Source organism: Bacillus sp. FSL K6-2865, from assembly GCF_040311405.1.
GTDB classification, from domain to species: domain Bacteria; phylum Bacillota; class Bacilli; order Bacillales; family Bacillaceae; genus Bacillus; species Bacillus velezensis.
The window spans coordinates 2,914,907-2,935,045 of record NZ_CP152036.1; the positions used below are offsets into that span (position 1 = coordinate 2,914,907).

The window sequence follows — 20,139 nt, forward strand, 5'->3', positions numbered from 1 at the left end:
CCGGACACACATGCCCGGCTGATCAATTAATAGGAAGGCCAGCCTGAACTCCAATCGATATCATTGATGAGCATCTTCGGAATTCCGCTGTTTTCGGCATCATACGCATGACGCACTAAAATATTCCCGTTCACAATGTCTTGACCGCCCGGGCCTTTCCAGCGGTCATTGCCGGAGTCAAGAATCGTCCCTCCGCCTTCTGACATGCTTTTCCCGCTTTTATCGAGATATGGGCCGGTGATGCTTTTGGATCTTCCATAAGCGATTTTGTACGTACTATTCACGCCTGAACAGCATTTATCAAACGACACCATTAAGTAATAGTAGCCGTTCTGGTAGGTGATGGCCGGCGCTTCCAAAGCTCCGCCGTTATTCGGTCTGGCAGCGATAGAATAAAGTGATCCCGTCGGTTTCATTGTATTTTTATCAAGCTTTGTCAGCTTAATGCCGCTCCAAAAAGAACCGAAGGCAAGCCAAGGGTTTCCATCTTTATCAATTGTCAGCTCCGGATCAATTGCATTGTAGTTATCGGCGCTTGTTGAACGGATGACGAGCCCTTCGTCCTTCCAGTTTCCCGAACTGAGGCTTGTAGATGATGCAAGACCGATCGCGGAGGTATTTTTGCCGAATGAAGAAACGGCATAATACAGCCAATACTTTCCGTTAAAATATTGAACATCGGGGGCCCATTGATTCAGCCCGTAATTCGGCACATAATTGCCCCACCATGACAGCGGGGAAGTAAAGATTGATTTCTGAACGGTCCATATGCCGCCGCTGCCCGCCTTTAAGACGCGAAGCCCCCTCTCCCCTTCCAAACCGGTTCCGAAAGCGTACCACGTGTTTCCTTCCTTCGCCATTGTCGGATCGTGAAGCAATTCATTTGATGCCCCCCAAAACGCGGCAGATGCCGGAGATGAAGACATCAGCAGCAGACCGGCTGTAACGGCTGCGCATGAAAAGCGGATCATGCGTCTGAATCTGTTTTTCATTTGTAAACCCTCCCTTTTTTAAAGCGCTTTCAAAAACATGTTGTCAGATTTTTCTATGCCTTCTCTTATTGTAGACGCAGGGCTCATATTTGTACAGACAAAAAAAAGAATCTGCTTAAAAAAGCAGATTCTTCCGTATCTTTATTGATAAGTAATACGGTCAACCGTTTCCCGGTCTAATTTTTTAATCACTTCTGTGATCAATTTCACCGTATTCTCATAATCATCCCGATGCAAAATAGCGGCATGAGTGTGAATGTAGCGCGTCGCAATCGTAATGGACAGCGCCGGCACTCCGTTTGCGGTTAAATGAATGGAACCTGAATCCGTGCCCCCTCCGGCAATGGAATCGAATTGATACGGAATTCCCGCTTCTTCCGCCGTGTTCACGACAAGGTCGCGCAGCCCTTTGTGAGATACCATTGACGCGTCATACAGAATAATTTGCGGCCCTTCGCCGATTTTGCTTTGCGCCTCTTTTTCAGAAATTCCCGGTGTATCTCCGGCAATTCCGACATCCACACCGAACGCGATATCAGGCTGAATCGTATGTGCCGCTGTTTTCGCCCCGCGAAGCCCGACTTCTTCCTGAACCGTTCCAACCCCATATACTTCATTCGGATGATCGCTGTTTTTCAGATTTTTTAATACATCGATGGCAATCGCGCAGCCGATACGGTTGTCCCATGCCTTCGCCAATAAATGTTTTTCATTGTTCATCACTGTAAATTCAAAATACGGCACAATCTGGTCACCCGGAAGAACGCCCCATTCCATTGCTTCTTCACGGCTGGACGCTCCGATATCGATGAACATCTCTTTAATATCGGCGGCTTTTTTTCTGGCGTCAGGAGGCAGAATGTGAGGCGGTTTCGAACCGATGATCCCCGTGATGTCCCCTTTTTTTGTCACGACGGTGACGCGCTGGGCCAGCATGACCTGAGACCACCAGCCGCCGACGGTTTGAAAGCGGAGAAAGCCTTTATCAGTGATTTGTGTCACCATAAAACCGACTTCGTCTAAATGCCCTGAGATCATGATTTTCGGACCGTTTTCTTTGCCGGTTTTTTTGGCGATTAAGCTTCCCAGCCGGTCTGTTGTGACATCATCGGCAAATGGTTCTATGTATGATTTCATCACTTGTCTTACTTCTCTCTCATTTCCCGGTATCCCTTTTGCATCCGTTAACGCTTTCAGCATGGTGAGCGTTTCATCTAATTTTGTCATCAATAGACCTCCTTTTTTTCACTACCCTTCTTATTATACAAAACCAATGCTGAAGCATACGATTAATTCGCCTGAAAAACGGGTAAATGTTTTTATCTATTTCTTTTAAAAAAATGAAACCTTTTGTTTTGTTTTTCGTATTACATCAGATCATGACAAAGGTGAGGAGGTGCCTTCACACATATGGCCATTACAGTATTGAGGATTGTCTTGCTTGCACTTCTTATTTATTTTATTTACATGGGCGTCAAATTTTACGCAAACCCGAAAAGAAGGCTCAGACTGGCGCAATCAAAAGAGAATTTTTATTTTATTGACGAACAGAAAAACACGCGAAAAAATCTCCAGCTTACTTATAAAGGAGTGCTCTTTGAAGGAGAAAAGCATATCCCTTCCAAAGATCATCCGCTGTTTATTCATACGATTTTTGTATGGACCGAAAATCCGGAAAAGCTGAACCGCTTTTCTGCAGGTGATTTTGAAGAAGTCGAAAAAAAGGTATTGGAGCGGTACCCGAATTGCAAGATTGATTGGGACCAGCCCATCAAAAAAGCGAAAAAAGCAGGCGAGCGATAAGCTCTCCTGCTTTTTTTATGTTTTATACATCAAATACATCAGCACAAGGACGGCTTCAGTGAGAAAAAGCAGCGGCACCCCGTATAAAAAGGATTTGTGTTTCGTCTTATGCCTGAAGGTGCGCATGCCGATCCATACGCCGAGTGAGCCGAACATGGCGGCTGTGAGCCATATTCGTTTCTCTGATATTCTCCACCTGTGCGCCTTTGCTCTTCTTTTATCAGCGCCCATGATCCAAAAGCCGTATCCGTTTATCAATACGGCGTAAATGAAGAGAGCCATTGATTGTCACCCTTTACGTAAAAAAACCGCTCCCGTAAAGAGAGCGGCTTTTTCAACTTACTTGTCTAACTGAGCTTTAGCAGCATCAGCAAGCTGATTGAAAGCAGTAAGATCGTTTACAGCAAGATCAGCAAGCATTTTGCGGTTTACTTCGATGCCTGAAAGCTTAAGACCGTGCATTAAACGGCTGTAAGAAAGACCGTTCATACGTGCAGCAGCGTTGATACGAGTGATCCAAAGCTTACGGAAATCACGTTTTTTCTGACGGCGGTCACGGAATGCATAGTTTCCTGATTTCATGACCTGCTGGTTTGCTACTTTGTATAATGTATGTTTTGAACCGAAATAACCTTTTGCTAATTTAAGAACCTTTTTACGACGCTTACGTGTAACAGTTCCGCCTTTTACTCTTGGCATTAGATTTCCCTCCTAATTGTTCCTTGTCCGATTACTTGATGTTGGCAAGCTGTTGTTTGATGCGTTTGAAGTCTCCTGCGCTCACAATAGCACCCTTGCGAAGCTTACGCTTTTGCTTTTGGGATTTGTTGGCGAATAAGTGACTTGTGTATGCATGAGAACGTTTTAACTTCCCAGAACCTGTCTTTTTAAAACGTTTAGCAGATCCGCGGTGAGTTTTCATTTTTGGCATGGGATTTCCTCCTTATTGCTTTTCGTTTTTCGGCGCGAGCATTAAGAACATGCTGCGGCCGTCCATTTTTGGTTTTGTTTCGACTGTCGCAACTTCCGCACATGCTTCAGAGAAACGGTCCAATACGCGCTGGCCGATTTCTTTATGAGTGATTGCGCGCCCTTTAAAGCGGATAGAAGCTTTCACTTTATCGCCTTTTTCAAGGAATTTAATCGCATTGCGCAATTTCGTGTTAAAGTCATGCTCATCGATCGTCGGACTTAATCTAACTTCTTTTAAGTTAATGATTTTTTGATTTTTGCGTGCTTCTTTGTCCTTTTTCTGCTGCTCGAATCTGAACTTACCGTAGTCCATGATGCGGCAGACAGGCGGTTTTGCATTTGCTGCAACTAACACAAGGTCAAGATTTGCGCGGCCGGCGATTTCAAGTGCTTCCTGACGGGACTTGATGCCGAGCTGATCGCCATTTTGTCCGATCAGACGAACTTCACGTGCACGGATACCCTCATTAACCAATTGATCTTTGCTAATAATGAGCCACCTCCATAGTTTCTTCGAATTGATTCACAACGCTTGTTGACTGCATTCTGCAGGCAAACAAAAAGTGCGGGCGTGACAACACACCCACACTACGAACATCTGCATAAATAAAAATGTACGGTCAACCTGCCAACTACATGAATGTGTCAATCAGGTGAGAAGCGGGTGCCTCTGCTTGTGATTTATATTCAATTCAATAACTATTCTACACAATACCGGATCATTAGTCAAGAATGACTTCTCCGGATCAACTTTTTCATTTTAACACGATGCCGGGGCGAGCGCAAGGAAAAATGTGAAATTTCGTTCTTTGCCGCACGCGGACGTGCCAACACAATAAAAAAACCCGGGTCTATGACCCGGGTTTATCCTCCGATGAGCTGAACGAATACTGGAATGACCAGCACCGTCACCACTCCTACGACGACAACCGCGATACTTGCCATTGCCGCTTCTACTTCTCCCATCTCAATACCGACCGCAACACCGAGTGCGTGTCCGGATGTGCCGAGAGCCAGTCCTTTAGAGATCGGGTGCTTTACTTTAAACAGTTTTAAGAATAGAGCGCCCAGAGCATAGACGATAACGGCGTTGAAAATAACGGCGAAAGCGGTGATGTCGGTGATGCCGCCGATTCCTTTTGACAGCGGAAGGGCAATTGCCGTTGTCGCCGCCTGCGGAAGCATGCTTTTCATAACGGCCGCGTCAAGATGAATGCCTTTTGCGATCAAATAGACAATCGTGACTGAGCAGATAGAGCCGACAATGATAGAAGACATGATCTGCCACCAGTATTTTTTCAGTTTGTCACGCTGTTTGTATAAAGGGATGGCAAAAGCGATCGTCGCGGGCTCCAGGAAGAATTTAATAATGTCTCCTCCGCTTTTATAATCTTCATATGAAAAACCGCCGAGCTTCAGAAAAAGGATTCCAAGCACCATCGCGACAAACAGCGGGGTGAAGAGGAAAAAGCCTCTCGTTTTTTTAAATAAATACGTGCCGATGCCAAAGGCCGCAAGTGAAACGACAATACCGAAATATGGACTCATCCGATTTCCCTCCTAATGCTGCACAAGTTCTTTTTCCTGATTGGAACGGCGCACCGTTTGTTTTTCAGGGGCTGCCTTCTGACGTTTTTGGCTGACAGACAAGATCAGCTGAGAAAAAAGGCCCGTCGCCCCTAACAGAATGATGGTAGCGAGTAAGATGACGAGTGCGATCTGCACGCCGTACTGCTGCATGACGCCAAGTGAATTCATCACGGAGATGCCCGACGGGACAAATAAAAATCCGATCAGTGACGTTAATGATGTTCCCAGCGTTTCTACTTGTTCAAGCTTAATCACTTTCAGGCATAAGAGGACAAATAATAACACCAAACCTACTACGGAAGCGGGTATAGGAATGGGGACAATCGCTGCAATCCCATTAGATATGAGCATAATTACGGCAAAAATAAATGCTTGTGTCAGAAATCCGTACACTTTTTTCGCACTCATTTTCTTCACCTCTTTCTCTTTGTTAGGTTCATTATAAAAGAGAAATCGCCTTTTAAAGCGCTTTCATAACAAACGGCTGAATATTCATTCTGAAATGCAAGAAACGGCTGCTGAAATGCAAAAGCCGCCTCATATAATATGAAGCAGCTTTTTTAAGTCCTTGGCGTATGTACGGCTGACGGGAATTTTAGAGCCGTCTTTTAAGATAAGATTGTACGTCGAATTAAACCACGGATGAATTTCCGTAATATGCTCCGTATTCACGATGAACGCGCGGTGCACTCTCAAGAAACCCGTATCAGGCAGTTTTTTCTCAATGACCGCCAAAGTTTCATGAACGGAATAAGACGCGGCAAACGTTTTAACGGAAACGTGTCCGTCCTCCATGCCGGCGAAAATAATGTCCTTCGTATCTAAAATGACAATAGATTCACCGGCTGATACAGCCAGTTTATGCGCTCCGGCTGCGGACGGCTGCTCTGAGACGGCTCCTGCCCTGTCCCGCTTCACTCTTTTAAACTTTCTGATCGTCTGGCGCACTCTTTCTTCATCAAAAGGCTTCGTTAAATAATCGAGCGCGTCGACTTCAAAGGCTTTTAAAGCAAATTGGTCATACGCCGTCGCAAAAACGACGGCCGGCGGATTTTTCATGTTTTTCAGCCGTTTGGCAATGTCAAATCCGTTTTCTCCTGACAAATCAACGTCCAAAAACAGCAGATCCGGTTTTTGATCCATCATACTGTCAAAAGCGGATTCAATATTTTCAGCTTCGTTTATGTCACTTACTTCATTCGTCCGTTTCAGCAAATAAGCTAATTCATCTCTTGCCAGCATTTCATCATCAACGATTAACACCTTCAGCATGTTCTTCTCCTTTAGTCATCAGTTTCAAAGGCAGCTCAAATGATACGTCCGTACCTTTGCCGGCCTCACTTTCCAATCGCAGGGCTGCTTTGGGGCCGAACAGCCCGATCAGCCGCTGATTTAAATTGTAAAGCGCGGTTCCCGTCCCTTCTTTAGACGGCAGCGGACGGTTTCCGAGCACGGACAGCAATTCCGGATCAATTCCCCGCCCGTTGTCTCCAACCCGCATTAAAACCGACTGACCGGCGGATACCACGCTGACATTGACGGCACAGCTGTCCTGCTTTCTTGAAAATGCATGGCGGAGCGCATTTTCGACGAGAATCTGCAGCACAAAAGGAGGAATTTCGATGTCCTCCAAACCGCGTTCGATTTCAAGACTGATTTTATATTTCCCGGGAAAACGGGCCTGCTCCAATGATAAATACGCCTGCAGATGGTTCAGTTCTTTAGAAAGCGGGATGAGCAGCTGCCTTGCCCCCTGCAGATTGGAACGGAAATAGACGCTGAGCTGCAGCAGAAGCTTTCGGGTTTTTTCCACATCCGTACGGCAAAGAGCAGAAATCGTATTGATCGCATTAAACAGAAAATGCGGATTGACCTGTGCCTGAAGCGCCTTTATTTCTGCGTCTTTCAGCAATTTGCTCTGCAGTTCCGCCTCGCCGAGTTCAAGCTGAGTGGAAAACAGCATGGCGAGTCCTTCTGCAAGCTCTTCTTCAACCCGGCTTAAACCTGACGGGCTTTTAAAGTACATCTTCAACGTCCCGATCGTTTTGCCGTTTGACGTCAGCGGCAATACGATCGCCGCATGCAGCGGACAGGGATCGTGCGTGCATTCAATTTCTTCCTTTGATGTCGCTTTCATAATATGACCCGTTTTAATGACGCGTTTTGACAATCCGGTGATCAGGCTTTCAGACGGAATATGATGGTCGGCACCCGCGCCGACGTGCGCCAAAATCTTTTCGTTATCCGTAAGCGATACCGCGTCCGTTCCTGTTTGACTGTGAATGATGGCGGCGACGCTTTTGCATGAGCTTTCATTCAGCCCCTGGCGGAAAAACGGAAGCGTCTGGTCGGCAATCATCAGCACCCTGTGGGTTTCAAGGGCTCTCGCCCGTTCTTCCTTCCGGATAATCGACTGAATGATCGAAAGAAAAATAAAAGTCCCTGACCCGTTTACCAATATCATCGGGATGCCGATGATGCTCACAAGCGTCCAAGCATCAGAAAACGGCTTGGCCATCAAGAGGATGAGCAGCATTTGCAGCGATTCCATTCCGAGTCCGACAAGCGCGGCCACCCGCGGTGTCGGCATCGCATAGCGTTTTCTGAAATACCGTCCGATCCAGCCGGACAAAATGCCCGCTAAAACGGATGAGACGGCACAGCTGACTGCGGTCGCGCCGCCGAGTGATAAACGATGCAGGCCGGCCAGTATGCCGACGCCGATCCCCACATACGGGCCGCCTAAGAGTCCGCCGATTTCAACGCCCATAATTCTTGTATTGGCAATTGAACCGGACGGATTAATTTGAAACACCCAGTCATTATTCATGATTGTATTCCGCTGAATTTCTATTCCCGTATAGTTGCTGATGATACTGAACAGCGAGAAAATTGAAATCAGCACCGCTTTGCCTTTATAGCTCTCAGGCTGCTGGAGCGCCTGTCTGAACAATCTGGTATGAGCCAGAACAAATCCCAATATGACGATAATTCCGACTCTTTCCAGCATCATGATGATCAAATGCAGCATACTTTTCACCTGTTCTTTCAAATTTTATTTTATCACGTTTTTGAGCCTGAGACAGAATCTGACACAAACCTGCCTGTTTTTTTCAAATCATCTGAAAACAAATCTTTCACAGTCTATATATCTATTGTAGAATAAACGGGAGCCTTGCGGCAGAGAGTTTCAGAATATAACAAAGAGGAGAAGATCATGAAAGCCGTATTTTTTGATTTGGACGATACACTGTTATGGGATGAAAAAAGCGTCAGAACAACATTCAGGGAAACATGTTTACAAGCGGAAAAAAAATATGGCCTTGACCCGCATACATTTGAAGATGCGGTTCGGAAAGCGGCACGGGAATTGTATATGTCATACGAAACCTATCCTTATACGGTCATGATCGGCATTAATCCGTTTGAAGGATTGTGGGCGAATTTTTCCGAGCCGGTCAGCGAAGGATTTAAACAGCTGAATCGGATTGCCCCGGAATACAGACGAAACGCCTGGACGAACGGCTTAAAAAGCGTCGGTATAGACGATGCGGCTTACGGCGAATATTTGGCGGAGTTTTTCGCGGCGGAACGCAGACAGCGTCCGTACGTGTATGATGAAACGTTTGCGGTGCTTGATAAGCTGAAAGGTGTTTATGAATTGCTTCTGCTGACAAACGGCGATCCCAGCCTGCAGAAAGAAAAACTCGCCGGCGTTCCTGAGCTCGCGCCTTATTTTAATGAAATCGTCATCTCAGGCGCTTTCGGAAAAGGGAAACCCGACGCCTCCATATTCGAACATTGCCTCGGCCTCCTGAACCTGAAAAAAGAAGACGCCATTATGGTCGGAGATAACCTCAATACTGATATATTGGGAGCGAAACGGGCAGGCATTACGACAGTCTGGGTAAACCGGACGCAAAAGAAAAATGATACGGACATTGCGCCTGATTACGTGATCAGCGATCTTCACGAGCTGTTTGCGATTATAGAGAAACAAAAAGAAAGATAATGTTATACGCAAAAAAACCCCATTCTGAATGAACGGGGTTTTTGTATTTCCGGTTATTTTTTCGCTTCGGCTACAGCCTTTTTCACAAAATCGTCCAATGAGACGGTTTCTGATTTCTGCTCGCCGTATTTCCGGACGTTTACCGCGCCGTTTTCCGCTTCTTGGTCACCGACCACAAGCATGTACGGGATTTTTTGCATTTGCGCTTCACGGATTTTATAGCCGATTTTTTCGTCCCGGCTGTCAAGCTCGACACGCAGGCCTTCGCGCTGCAGGCGCTCCTGCACTTTTTTCGCATAGTCAAGATGCACGGACGGTGATACAGGAATGACTTGGAATTGCACCGGCGCAAGCCATGTCGGAAGGGCGCCTTTGTGCTCTTCGATTAAGAAAGCAACGAAACGCTCCATCGTTGACACGACGCCGCGGTGAATAACGACAGGGCGGTGCTGTTTGCCGTCTTCTCCGACGTAAGTGAGATCAAAGCGTTCCGGAAGAAGGAAGTCAAGCTGTACAGTTGACAATGTCTCTTCTTTGCCGATCGCCGTTTTCACCTGCACGTCAAGTTTAGGGCCGTAAAACGCCGCTTCGCCTTCCGCTTCATAATAGTCGTGCCCCATCTCATCCATTGCCGCCTTCAGCATGGATTGCGCTTTGTTCCACATCTCATCATCATCAAAATATTTTTCCGTGTCTTCAGGATCGCGGTAAGACAGGCGGAATGTGTAATCATTCAGGCCGAAGTCTTCGTATACGTCTTGAATCAAACGGACCGTGCGGATGAATTCTTCTTTAATCTGATCAGGGCGGACGAAAATGTGCGCGTCATTTAACGTCATGCCGCGTACGCGCTGAAGACCTGAAAGCGCCCCGGACATTTCGTATCGGTGCATCGTTCCCAGCTCTGCAATCCGGATCGGAAGCTCGCGGTAGCTGTGAATGTCCTGCTTGTAAATCATCATATGGTGAGGACAGTTCATCGGACGGAGCACGAGTGTTTCATTGTCCATTTCCATCGGCGGGAACATCGTATCCTGATAATGATCCCAATGGCCCGATGTTTCGTACAGGTCTTTGCTTCCGAGAACAGGCGTATAGACGTGCTCATAACCGAGGCTCAGCTCTTTATCCACAATGTAGCGCTCGATCACGCGGCGGATGGTCGCGCCTTTCGGCAGCCAGAGCGGCAGACCTTGTCCGACTTTTTGAGAGTTGGCAAACAATTTTAATTCTTTGCCCAGTTTTCGGTGGTCGCGCTCTTTCGCTTCTTCAAGCATGCGCAAATGCTCTTTCAAGTCATCCTTTTTAAAGAAGGCCGTGCCGTAAATGCGCTGAAGCATTTGGTTTTTGCTGTCGCCGCGCCAGTATGCGCCCGCAAGGCTCAGCAGCTTAAATTCTTTAATTTTGCCTGTAGACGGCACGTGCACGCCGCGGCACAGGTCAAAAAATTCGCCCTGCTCATAAATGGAGACCGTTTCGTCTTCAGGGATGGCATCCAGCAGTTCAAGCTTCAGATTATCGCCGATTTCCGCAAACATGGCTTTTGCTTCATCACGGCTCACTTCTTTTCGGATAATCGGCAGATTTTCACCGACGATGCGTTTCATTTCTTTTTCAATCTTCGGAAGGTCATCCGGCGTCAGCGCCTGCTCCATTTCAATGTCATAATAGAACCCGTTTTCAATGACGGGGCCGACTCCGAATTTCACATCTTTATAAATGCGTTTAATCGCCTGGGCCAATAAATGCGCCGTGCTGTGCCGCATGATGTTCAAACCTTCTTCTGTGCCTTCTGTTATGATTTCTACGGCACCATCCTCTTGAATCGGCGTTCTTAAATCAATTTCCTGTCCGTTCAGTTTTCCGGCTAAAGACTTTTTCTTTAATCCCGGACTGATGGATGCCGCGATATCTTCTGTTGTTGTTCCTTTCGGAAATTCCTTTACCGCTCCGTCCGGAAATGTGATGTTGATCATATCTGACATCTTCGTCACTCCTTTTTTTATGCAAATCAAAAACCCCGCCCCCTATGAAAGGGACGAGGTTAAATAAACGGAATCGTGGTTCCACCCTTTTTTCCGCGCGGCCGATTGTTTCGGCACCTGCGGCTCTAAACTCTGTAACGGGAGTTCCCGTCAGCTATTACTGGCGCTTCTTCCGGCGTTCACAGCTGAAGTTCAAAGGCGGTAAAGACAATGATCCATAGCTGGAAAGCTTTCAGCCTGGGCTCTCCTCTCTTATAAAGCCGGTATCAATGCTTCATGTCCTTATCAATACGTGTAGCAATCATTAATCTTTTATGTATTATAAAATGTCTGCGAGAAAAATGCAACTCGGTTTTCCGTCTGATTTCGCACAGACAGCCCTGCCGCTTACGCAAGGCCGTCCGTACGGCTATCCTTCCGTCTTCTCGGCTGCAAACGCGCCCAGCGGAAAAAGGCGCACCCTCTCCTGAAACACGTTTTGAATCGTTCTGGACATCATATGCTCCGGTTTGTCCGTATACAGTTCTACCGTCTCAGGCGCAATGGAGATCAGCGGCGCAAGGAGATGGGAATCTATATACATCGGGTGCTCCCGCACAAACCGTCTGTCTATGTATTTTTTCTGTTCCCGTTCTGACAAATAGCGCAGCTCCCACAGCGTAAAAGCCCGGTCATGTACGATGCGGACTTTCTTCATCCGCGGCGGATTGGATGTCACATAATCTCTCAGAGACTGGATAAAGTTTTGATATTCCTGTTCCATCCGATATTCATCTATCGCAGCCTCCGCGTATTCTCTGAGCCGCTCATAATACCTGCCGAGCCGGAACGTCTGAAACGAACGCACGGAAAAAACACCCGCATCAAGTGAAATCGTCCGGAGCGCATCTGAAATAAACTGTGTGCGCGGCTCTTTCTTCGGCTCGAACGGATGATCATCAAGCTCTCCTTCCATAATGCTGTGTGCAAGCTGAAGGATTTGCTGCTGTTCATCCTGATCGGTGAAGCAGTATGCATCCTCAATAAGCGAAAGCATATGCTCGTCTTCTTTGCATTCCAAAAAAAACCTGACAAGTATCGGCTCAATAAAGCGCTGAACGCAAAAAGCCGTTTCAGACCTTGCGATTCCGACTTTTTTTATGCCTTCACGGACAATAAAATGTCTCCGGTCGTCCGATTGCTGAATGAGATGTAAAAAAGCGGCAGTATCGTGGTCATCTTCAAAGATCACTTCAAGCATATTTGTCCCCCCTTACGGCATCTGTTACAAGTATATGGGGGATGTTTTTAAAATAGACGTAAAGGTTAGCTTTCACCGCCGAACAAATGGCGCACCTTCTTTTTAAATATAACGGGAAGCGATAAAAATACGATGTAAAGACAGATCACGCCGAGTACGGTCAGCACATTGCCGGACATAAAGCTCGCGCCGAGCACATTCAGGACGATCGTCCCCGGAATGATGCCCGCTGCGGTCGCCAAAAAATACGTCATCGGCCTGACTTTCGATAGGCCCGCGGCATAGCTGATCACATCAAAGTTAACAGGCAGAATACGCAGGATAAAAATATAAAAGAAGCCATTGGTTTTCATCTGCTTTTGAATGGCTTCCATTTTTCCATGACGGCTTTTCTCATTAAAGGCAAACAGCCCCGCCGCAAAAAAAGACGCGGCGGCAGCGCCCATTGAGCCCGCCAGCGTATACACGGTGCCGAAAAACGGGCCGAACGCCAATCCTCCGGCGACGGAAACGATTGATACGGGAAACAGCACAAAAGGCCTGACGATGGAAATTCCGATAAACACAAGCGGCGCAAAAACACCGAACGATAACACCCACAGCCGTATCTCCTTAGGCGACAGATTCAGATATTTGCGGTTTGCCCACAGCAAAAGGCCCGCTCCCGCCGCAGCCGCAGCCCAAGTGACAGCCTTCTTATTCCTCATTCCCTCAAATCCTTCCCATTGGACGCCGGCATCATGAACGGCGGCGGTTTTCCCCGTCAAGACGGACGGGCGAAGCCAAATATAAAATCCGCTCCATCAGTCTTGCCGCTTTTACTTCTTCCTTTTCTCCCCGCTGTGAATACGTAAAATGATGCTTCAGCTCGTCAGGTGAGAAATTAGACGAGAAGAAAGTGGGAAGCTGCTGGCTCATTCTGTGCTGAAGCACGGTGCCGATGACCTCATCTCTGACCCAGCTTGTCATTGACTCCGCTCCGATGTCATCAAGCATCAGTACGGGCGTCGTTTTCACCATATTCAGTTTCGCCTCCAACGACTGATCCTGGAGCGAGTTTTTCAGCTCTCTGACAAATTCGGGAACATATACGATCATTGATGAATACTCTTTTTCCGCCAGCTCATTGGCAATGGCGGCTAAAATAAATGTCTTCCCGATTCCGAATTTTCCGTACAGATACAGCCCTTTGCCTTTCCCCGTTTCATTATAGCTCTTCAGAAAATCCGTCACATGCTGGAAAATGCCGACTCTGCTCGGATCGGTAATGTCGATCTGCTGAAACGTCGCGCCGAGAAGATCCTGCTGGATATACATGCTCTTCATCAGGGACTTTTGCCTTTTCTGGCGGTCGAGCTTTCTCTTTTCCGGACATTCGTAATATTCAATATCGATGGAACGCCCGTTGATCACAAGCTTCGGATGATAGCCTTCAAGCAGGCTGTTCGTCCGGCTGTCTTTCGAACAGAAGGCGCACTGTTTGCTTTGCTGAACGAATTCGTACAGTTTATTTAACCCTCTGTCAATCATGCTTTGATTGATTACATCTTTCTGTTCCTTCAAAAAAGCCTGGACGTCTTCGTCGGCCATGACTTGCTGCTGCATTCGTTCCAGGCGTTTTTGAAAGTCAGGTCTTTTCGTCACGCCTTCTAAGGATCGGCTGATCGGTTCCATTCAATATCACCCCGCTTCTCTGTCTCAATAGGCAGAGTATTTTTTCAGTTTTTTCATTTCTTCCATCATTTTTTTCTTCTGTTCTTCAAGATCCTGCGCGGAAAGAGCCGGCTGTTCTTGTTTCTTCCCGGTTTCTTCTTCTTTCATCCAATCAGGGCGCTTTTCTTCCCGGACGGTTTTTTTACCGCGCGCCGCGCCGTTTGTTTTGCCGTCCGCCCAATCAAGATATTGCCTGTGCTCTTCTATTGCGAGTTTCATTGCTTCCCGTACCGTTTTGACTTTCTTTCTGGCCCAGTGGGCGGCGATTTTTTGGATATAGTTTTTGGACAGCTTCATATCCGTTTTCAGCATGACATAATAAATCAGCACATTGGTGACGCCAGGCTCAAGCTTTTGTTCGAACATAATATCGGCAATAATCTGCAAGTCGGCTTTTGACGGCTCGGTCCCGTCCGCAATGTCCTGAAGAAGCTTTCTCGGTGATATGGTCTCAAGCTGTGCGATGAGTTCGCCGTTCAATGAATCGTCCTTTTCCGTCCGGTTTTCTCTCAAGGTGACAGGCTGTGTTTTATCAATCAGTTCCGGAAGCTTACCGCTTCTTTCAATTTGGTACCAGTCGCTGGCCGCTTTCCTCAGCGCTTCGGCCGTTATCGTATCCTGTTCATTAATTGCGGTCATGACGACGTGCTGCATGGAGATAGGATCTATTCCGTATAAATATGAAAGCTTTTTAATGCTCTCCCGCACGTCCTGCGTGATTGATTTACGCGGTATCATCGTTTCTGACAGTCCCGCCATGAAAAGCTCAAAATCAAATACTTCCTCCGTCACCGTATAGGAAGGCGCTTGTCCGACAGACGCCGTCTCATAGTCCTCGGGGAGCTTCATCGCCTCTTCCATATCAGGCGTCATTTTCCATTCACTCGGCTGAAAAGAGGCAAAAGCGTGATTAAACGGACGGGTAATTTCCCTTGCGCCCGCGCCGACGGAAGGGTGCGTGTAAAATTGTCTCAGCTGCTGGTATTTCGTTTTACCGACTCTGTTATAAAGAAAGACATTCAGCATGCCGTCTTCAAAAAAATCATTCGGTCTGAGCGGGGGCAGCAGCTCATAAATAAACATCCGCTCTTTCTGCTCGGACTCCCGGATATACACTTTCAGCAGCCCGATTCCTTCAAGCTTTCCCTGTTCATGATGAATCTTTTTTAAATTTGACTGCATCATGCCCATCAGCTGCCTGTGCGTGGATTCCGCTCCCCACAAGCGGTTCTGCTCAAGCTCCCCCCATAAGGTCATATAAAGGGAGAATGCAAAAGAACCGATCAGCGGCTGGTACAGATGTGTCAAAACCTGTCTGTCGACATCCTGAAGAAGCGAACGGCTTTTGACCGTATAAGGATCTACAGGTAATACGTCATTCCAATAGTCAGCCATGATTCTCAAACCTTCCGATATGTTTCTACTCTCATTTTACACCGTTTCTGCGATCTATCAAATGCCAATTTTGCTCATGAGAAAAGAGCCAGACACAATCTCTTAGCTCTCTCAGCGTTCTTTCTTTATTAAATCTTTCAATTCATCGATAAACACGTTTATATCCTTAAACTGCCGGTAGACGGAGGCAAAGCGGACATAAGACACCTCATCGATTTTCGCCAGACGGTCCATTACCATTTCTCCGACAAGTTCGCTTTTGACTTCAGATACACCTTGGTTTCTCAGCTCTTTTTCAATGTCAAAGCACATGTCTTCCAATGTTTTTAAAGGAACGGGCCTTTTTTCACAAGCTTTAATTAACCCGCGCAGCATTTTTTCACGGCTGAATTCTTCCCGGACGCCTTCTTTTTTCACGACGATCAGAGGCATCTCTTCAAACTTCTCAAATGTAGTGAAGCGGTAATGGCAGGCTTCGCATTCCCGCCTTCTGCGGATTGATTTCCCTTCGTCCGCAGGCCGTGAATCAAGTACGCGGGAACCGTTGTGCTGGCATGAAGGACATTTCAAATTGGATCAGCTCCCATCTGTTTCGTTGCTGTAATGCGGTTCGCAAGCTTCCGGTAAATGCCCGCCAACGTTTCTAGGATGAGCCTATTTGTTGGGAGAGCCGATAGACCGGCCTTATCTTTTCTATTTTACAAAAAAAATGCTTAAAGAAAAAGCAATGCTGTTTTTTTACATTAGAAAAGGAGCATCAGCTTCAAAGCGCGTAATGGCTTTTTCAGCTTAGCTCCCTTGTGTTTGCGTTTTGAAAATTACAGTACTTTCGCTTGTGCCTGTTTAATCTGTACAGGCCCCATTCCTCGCGGTATTTCAATGTTTTCTCTTGTATCTGCATGTAATGCGTCCGCAATGTAATCCGCAGCCACATTAGGATCCAGGTCTCCACAAGTATAAACATCAATGCTTGCATATCCGTGTTCAGGAAAACTGTGAATCGTTAAATGTGACTCAGAGATAATAACGACTCCGCTTACGCCTTGCGGTGCAAATTTGTGAAATGCGACCTCGCGCACTTCAGCTCCTGATTTCAAAGCAGCATTTACAAACGTTTTTTCAATAAAATCCATGTCATTGAGCTTATCAAAATCGCATCCCCACAGCTCGGAGATGACGTGACGCCCCATTGTTTCCATAATCATGGACCCCCCTTAACAAGAATTAAAAAAGTGAATTTCCGAGAACTGACCCGGCCATTTACCACGGGGGAAAGTTAGTCCGGAGAGGTCCTAACCCTTTAAGTAATTCCGAAGCAGTCACGAGCAAGAAGTTCACGAAAGATAGTATACTGTGTTTAAGTTTATTTTGCAAGGTGTGTTTTTTGCGAATATGCCGTTAAGGGTTTTTTTCTAACAAATGTCCATGATCTTTAGTCTACACAGCTGACGGGTGTTTCATTCGCGCGGCGACGTGACGGATAAGATCAACGACCCGGCAGGAATATCCCCATTCATTGTCATACCAGGCGAGCACCTTTACTTTTCGGTCTTCCATCACCATCGTTGTCAGACCGTCGATGATCGCAGAGTGTGAATTCGTATTATAATCCGAAGAAACGAGCGGCTCATCCGAATAATCAAGAATTCCGTACATCGACGTTTTTGCGGCTCTTTGGAAAGCGGCGTTCACTTGCTCGGCCGACACATCTGTTTTCAGATCGCAGACAAGGTCCACTAATGACACATTCGGAACGGGAACACGCAAAGCGAGACCGTGAAGTTTTCCTTTCAAATGAGGCAGCACGAGCGACAGCGCTTTGGCGGCGCCTGTAGAAGTCGGAATGATGGATTCTCCGCACGCTCTCGCCCTCCGCAGATCTTTATGCGGATTGTCGATATTTTTTTGATCATTCGTGTAAGCGTGAACAGTCGTCATCAGGCCGCTTTCAATCCCGAATTCCTGATCAAGCACTTTGACGACCGGCGCAAGACAGTTTGTCGTGCAGGATGCATTTGAAATAATGACATGTTCATCGGGATTGAACTGCTCTTCATTTACTCCCATGACAATGGTAACGTCTTCATTTTTGCCCGGAGCCGTTAAAATGACTTTTTTCGCCCCTGCTTCAATATGGCTCATCGCTTTTTCTTTTGAATTAAATTTCCCCGTTGCCTCTACGACGATGTCTATTCCGCATTCTTTCCACGGAAGCTCTCTCGGGTCCCGGCGGTTGAACAGCATAATATGTTTTCCGTTGACGATCAGGCTGTCGTCGGAGGTCTCAACTTCTTGATCATATTTGCCGTGAATTGTGTCATACTTTATCAAATGAGCAAGCGTTTCCGGGGGATAGCTTGCATTAATGGCTGTTATTTGAATTTGATCATCTTCCATTGCTTTTCTGAACACCATTCTTCCGATTCTTCCAAACCCGTTGATTGCTACTTTTACCTTCATGCTCAGGTCACCCCTTTTTAATATGCCACTCTAATTTACCTTCATTTATATATAGTATAACACATTAAAAGAAATCCGCCAGTACAACTTGATAAAAATCCACCCTTATACCGATCAATATGTTGTTCAATCGGTTTTTTTGCATATAAAATGATCTTTCTTCCATAAAAAAAGCAGGATCAGCGTCTCAGGCTGCCTGCTTTTTTCTTATATTTGTCCCGGTTCTTTAAATTTGTCATTTAAAATGCTGTCCTCTAAAACGGAAGACACCTCGCCGTACCGTTTAGCAATATGCATCGCGCCCCAGTCGCACAGCGCGTTTAAAATTCTTTCCAGACTGTGCCCGTATTCACTCAGCTCGTATTCCACTTTCGGCGGCACCTGATTGTATACGATCCGGTTGATGACGCCGTCAGCTTCCAGCTCCCGCAATTGCTGTGTCAGCATCTTCTGGGTGATGTCCGGCATAAGCCGCTTCAATTCGCTTGTCCGTTTTTTCCCGCGCATGAGGTGGCAGAGGATCACACACTTCCATTTTCCGCCGATCACTTCAAGCGCCGCCTCTACGGATATATTGTATTTTTTCTTCAGCAACGGTAATTCCTCCTCATCTATAGGAACTAAAAAGTGCCTATGGCACTTAAAAGTACGTTCTTTTCAATGACACTTCTATCGATCATAATGACATTTGCCGGCTGAAAAGGAATGTACTCTTATACTTATATCGTTTACCCGGCATCATTTCAACCATACATTATCGTTCAAGGAGGAAAACAGATGTCTTCACATCGCCAAAGCTATTTACCAGCGCTGCTGGCATTAGCCGTCAGCGCTTTTGCGATCGGCACAACCGAATTTATCAGCGTCGGGCTGCTGCCGCTTATATCTCAAGATCTGCATATACCTGTGACCACGGCGGGACTTACCGTTTCCATGTATGCTCTGGGCGTGACATTCGGCGCGCCGGTTTTAACGTCTCTCACATCCGGCATGTCGCGGAAAACGCTGCTGCTCTGGGTGATGTTAATTTTTATCGCCGGAAATACACTCGCAGCGAGCGCTTCCTCAATCGGCGTCTTACTGGCGGCACGGGTCATTTCGGCTTTTTCCCACGGCATTTTCATGTCAATCGGGGCAACAATCGCCGCCAATATCGTGCCGGAGCATAAAAGAGCAAGCGCGATTTCTATCATGTTTACGGGGCTGACGGTGGCTACGGTGACCGGCGTTCCATTCGGCACCTATCTCGGCCAGCAATTCGGATGGAGAATCGCATTTGCCGTCATTGTGGCGGTAGGAATCATCGCATTCCTCACAAACGCGCTTCTCGTTCCGTCACATTTGCGCAAAGGGACGAAAACCGCATTTGCCGAGCAGGTCAAACTCGTCACAAACGGCCGGTTATTGCTTTTATTTATCATTACCGCGTTAGGCTACGGCGGAACGTTTGTCGTGTTTACGTATTTATCTCCGCTTCTTCAGGAGGTAACCGGTTTTCAGAAAGAAACCGTCGCGGCCATCCTGCTCATTTACGGAATTGCGATTGCCATCGGAAACATGATTGGCGGCCGTTTATCAAACCGAAATCCGCTGAAAGCCTTGTTTTATATGTTCATTGTCCAGGCTGCTGTGCTGTTTGTTCTGACTTTTACCGCGCCGTTTAAAACAGCCGGGCTGATCACCATTATTTTCATGGGGCTGTTGGCGTTTATGAATGTGCCGGGGCTTCAGGTATATGTCGTGATGCTGAGTGAACGTTTTGCGCCAAGCGCCGTTGATACAGCATCAGCATTAAATATCGCGGCATTTAATGCCGGAATCGCGATCGGCTCGTTTGCCGGCGGAATCATTACAGACTCAATCGGAATCATTCATACCGCTTGGATCGGGGCGCTGATGGTGCTCAGCGCGGTCGTATTAACCGGATGGAGCAGGAAGCTTGAAAAGCGGGATCGCACTGCCCTTGAAAGGAGGTGA

At 46.9% G+C, this 20,139-nt stretch carries 22 protein-coding genes and 1 other annotated feature; of the genes, 3 read left to right on the plus strand and 19 right to left on the minus strand.

Features of this window, described 5'->3' with window-relative positions; translation table 11 throughout:
* Window positions 1–26: 26 nt before the first annotated feature.
* Window positions 27–992, minus strand: a complete 966-nt coding sequence (locus NYE42_RS14315) for a glycoside hydrolase family 43 protein (protein ID WP_064115668.1) — start codon at window positions 990–992, stop codon at window positions 27–29.
* A gap of 141 nt (window positions 993–1,133) precedes the next feature.
* Window positions 1,134–2,219 (minus strand): M42 family metallopeptidase, encoded by a 1,086-nt coding sequence (locus NYE42_RS14320; protein WP_007408096.1) that lies wholly within the window; start codon window positions 2,217–2,219, stop codon window positions 1,134–1,136.
* Between the two features lie 183 nt (window positions 2,220–2,402).
* On the opposite strand from NYE42_RS14320, the gene NYE42_RS14325 reads away from it, so the two are divergent.
* Complete coding sequence (locus NYE42_RS14325; protein WP_007408095.1) at window positions 2,403–2,795, plus strand: hypothetical protein; 393 nt, start codon at window positions 2,403–2,405, stop codon at window positions 2,793–2,795.
* Between the two features lie 15 nt (window positions 2,796–2,810).
* Here the strand turns inward: NYE42_RS14325 and NYE42_RS14330 are convergent, their stop codons facing one another.
* From NYE42_RS14330 to NYE42_RS14365, 8 genes are all read right to left on the minus strand, one after another.
* Window positions 2,811–3,077 carry a DUF1294 domain-containing protein gene (locus NYE42_RS14330; RefSeq protein WP_039254261.1) on the minus strand — a complete coding sequence of 89 codons (267 nt, stop codon included), beginning with the start codon at window positions 3,075–3,077 and terminating at the stop codon, window positions 2,811–2,813.
* Between the two features lie 57 nt (window positions 3,078–3,134).
* On the minus strand, window positions 3,135–3,494 hold the full coding sequence (gene rplT / locus NYE42_RS14335; protein ID WP_003152495.1) for a 50S ribosomal protein L20: 360 nt from the start codon (window positions 3,492–3,494) through the stop codon (window positions 3,135–3,137).
* Between the two features lie 31 nt (window positions 3,495–3,525).
* Window positions 3,526–3,726, minus strand: coding sequence for a 50S ribosomal protein L35 (gene rpmI, locus NYE42_RS14340; protein WP_003152493.1), 201 nt, complete (start codon window positions 3,724–3,726; stop codon window positions 3,526–3,528).
* 12 nt (window positions 3,727–3,738) lie between these two features.
* Entirely contained in the window at window positions 3,739–4,260 is a 522-nt protein-coding gene (infC, locus tag NYE42_RS14345) for a translation initiation factor IF-3 (RefSeq protein ID WP_071543361.1), read from the minus strand.
* Window positions 4,261–4,318: 58 nt separating this feature from the next.
* Window positions 4,319–4,449, minus strand: a sequence feature (ribosomal protein L20 leader region).
* A 182-nt stretch (window positions 4,450–4,631) separates the two neighbouring features.
* Window positions 4,632–5,315: an antiholin-like protein LrgB gene (gene lrgB / locus NYE42_RS14350; protein WP_007408093.1), complete on the minus strand. Its 684-nt coding sequence runs from the start codon at window positions 5,313–5,315 to the stop codon at window positions 4,632–4,634.
* A gap of 12 nt (window positions 5,316–5,327) precedes the next feature.
* A complete protein-coding gene (gene lrgA, locus NYE42_RS14355; RefSeq protein WP_007408092.1) occupies window positions 5,328–5,765 on the minus strand; it encodes an antiholin-like murein hydrolase modulator LrgA in 438 nt (145 codons plus the stop codon).
* A 129-nt stretch (window positions 5,766–5,894) separates the two neighbouring features.
* Window positions 5,895–6,629: a LytTR family transcriptional regulator DNA-binding domain-containing protein gene (locus tag NYE42_RS14360; RefSeq protein WP_007408091.1), complete on the minus strand. Its 735-nt coding sequence runs from the start codon at window positions 6,627–6,629 to the stop codon at window positions 5,895–5,897.
* On the minus strand, window positions 6,607–8,388 hold the full coding sequence (locus NYE42_RS14365; RefSeq protein WP_015417977.1) for a sensor histidine kinase: 1,782 nt from the start codon (window positions 8,386–8,388) through the stop codon (window positions 6,607–6,609). Before NYE42_RS14365 ends, NYE42_RS14360 begins: the two co-directional genes overlap by 23 nt.
* 186 nt (window positions 8,389–8,574) lie before the next feature.
* Between NYE42_RS14365 and NYE42_RS14370 the strand changes: the two genes are divergently transcribed.
* On the plus strand, window positions 8,575–9,369 hold the full coding sequence (locus NYE42_RS14370; protein ID WP_015240354.1) for an HAD family hydrolase: 795 nt from the start codon (window positions 8,575–8,577) through the stop codon (window positions 9,367–9,369).
* A 53-nt stretch (window positions 9,370–9,422) separates the two neighbouring features.
* Here the strand turns inward: NYE42_RS14370 and thrS are convergent, their stop codons facing one another.
* The 9 genes from thrS to NYE42_RS14415 form a co-directional block, all read right to left on the minus strand.
* Complete coding sequence (gene thrS / locus NYE42_RS14375; RefSeq protein ID WP_043021587.1) at window positions 9,423–11,354, minus strand: threonine--tRNA ligase; 1,932 nt, start codon at window positions 11,352–11,354, stop codon at window positions 9,423–9,425.
* Between the two features lie 409 nt (window positions 11,355–11,763).
* Complete coding sequence (gene ytxC / locus NYE42_RS14380) at window positions 11,764–12,594, minus strand: putative sporulation protein YtxC (RefSeq protein WP_015240356.1); 831 nt, start codon at window positions 12,592–12,594, stop codon at window positions 11,764–11,766.
* Between the two features lie 65 nt (window positions 12,595–12,659).
* Window positions 12,660–13,301, minus strand: a complete 642-nt coding sequence (locus tag NYE42_RS14385) for a TVP38/TMEM64 family protein (RefSeq protein ID WP_007408086.1) — start codon at window positions 13,299–13,301, stop codon at window positions 12,660–12,662.
* A gap of 31 nt (window positions 13,302–13,332) precedes the next feature.
* Complete coding sequence (gene dnaI, locus NYE42_RS14390) at window positions 13,333–14,268, minus strand: primosomal protein DnaI (RefSeq protein ID WP_012118157.1); 936 nt, start codon at window positions 14,266–14,268, stop codon at window positions 13,333–13,335.
* A 24-nt stretch (window positions 14,269–14,292) separates the two neighbouring features.
* Window positions 14,293–15,702, minus strand: coding sequence for a replication initiation and membrane attachment family protein (locus NYE42_RS14395; protein WP_012118158.1), 1,410 nt, complete (start codon window positions 15,700–15,702; stop codon window positions 14,293–14,295).
* Window positions 15,703–15,813: 111 nt separating this feature from the next.
* Window positions 15,814–16,272, minus strand: a complete 459-nt coding sequence (nrdR, locus tag NYE42_RS14400) for a transcriptional regulator NrdR (protein ID WP_003152473.1) — start codon at window positions 16,270–16,272, stop codon at window positions 15,814–15,816.
* A gap of 248 nt (window positions 16,273–16,520) precedes the next feature.
* Window positions 16,521–16,901, minus strand: coding sequence for an adenosylmethionine decarboxylase (gene speD, locus NYE42_RS14405; RefSeq protein ID WP_003152471.1), 381 nt, complete (start codon window positions 16,899–16,901; stop codon window positions 16,521–16,523).
* Between the two features lie 238 nt (window positions 16,902–17,139).
* Complete coding sequence (locus NYE42_RS14410; protein WP_007408083.1) at window positions 17,140–18,162, minus strand: glyceraldehyde-3-phosphate dehydrogenase; 1,023 nt, start codon at window positions 18,160–18,162, stop codon at window positions 17,140–17,142.
* Window positions 18,163–18,369: 207 nt separating this feature from the next.
* Window positions 18,370–18,756: a winged helix-turn-helix transcriptional regulator gene (locus NYE42_RS14415; RefSeq protein ID WP_003152469.1), complete on the minus strand. Its 387-nt coding sequence runs from the start codon at window positions 18,754–18,756 to the stop codon at window positions 18,370–18,372.
* A gap of 183 nt (window positions 18,757–18,939) precedes the next feature.
* Between NYE42_RS14415 and NYE42_RS14420 the strand changes: the two genes are divergently transcribed.
* Window positions 18,940–20,139: an MFS transporter gene (locus tag NYE42_RS14420; protein WP_007408082.1), complete on the plus strand. Its 1,200-nt coding sequence runs from the start codon at window positions 18,940–18,942 to the stop codon at window positions 20,137–20,139.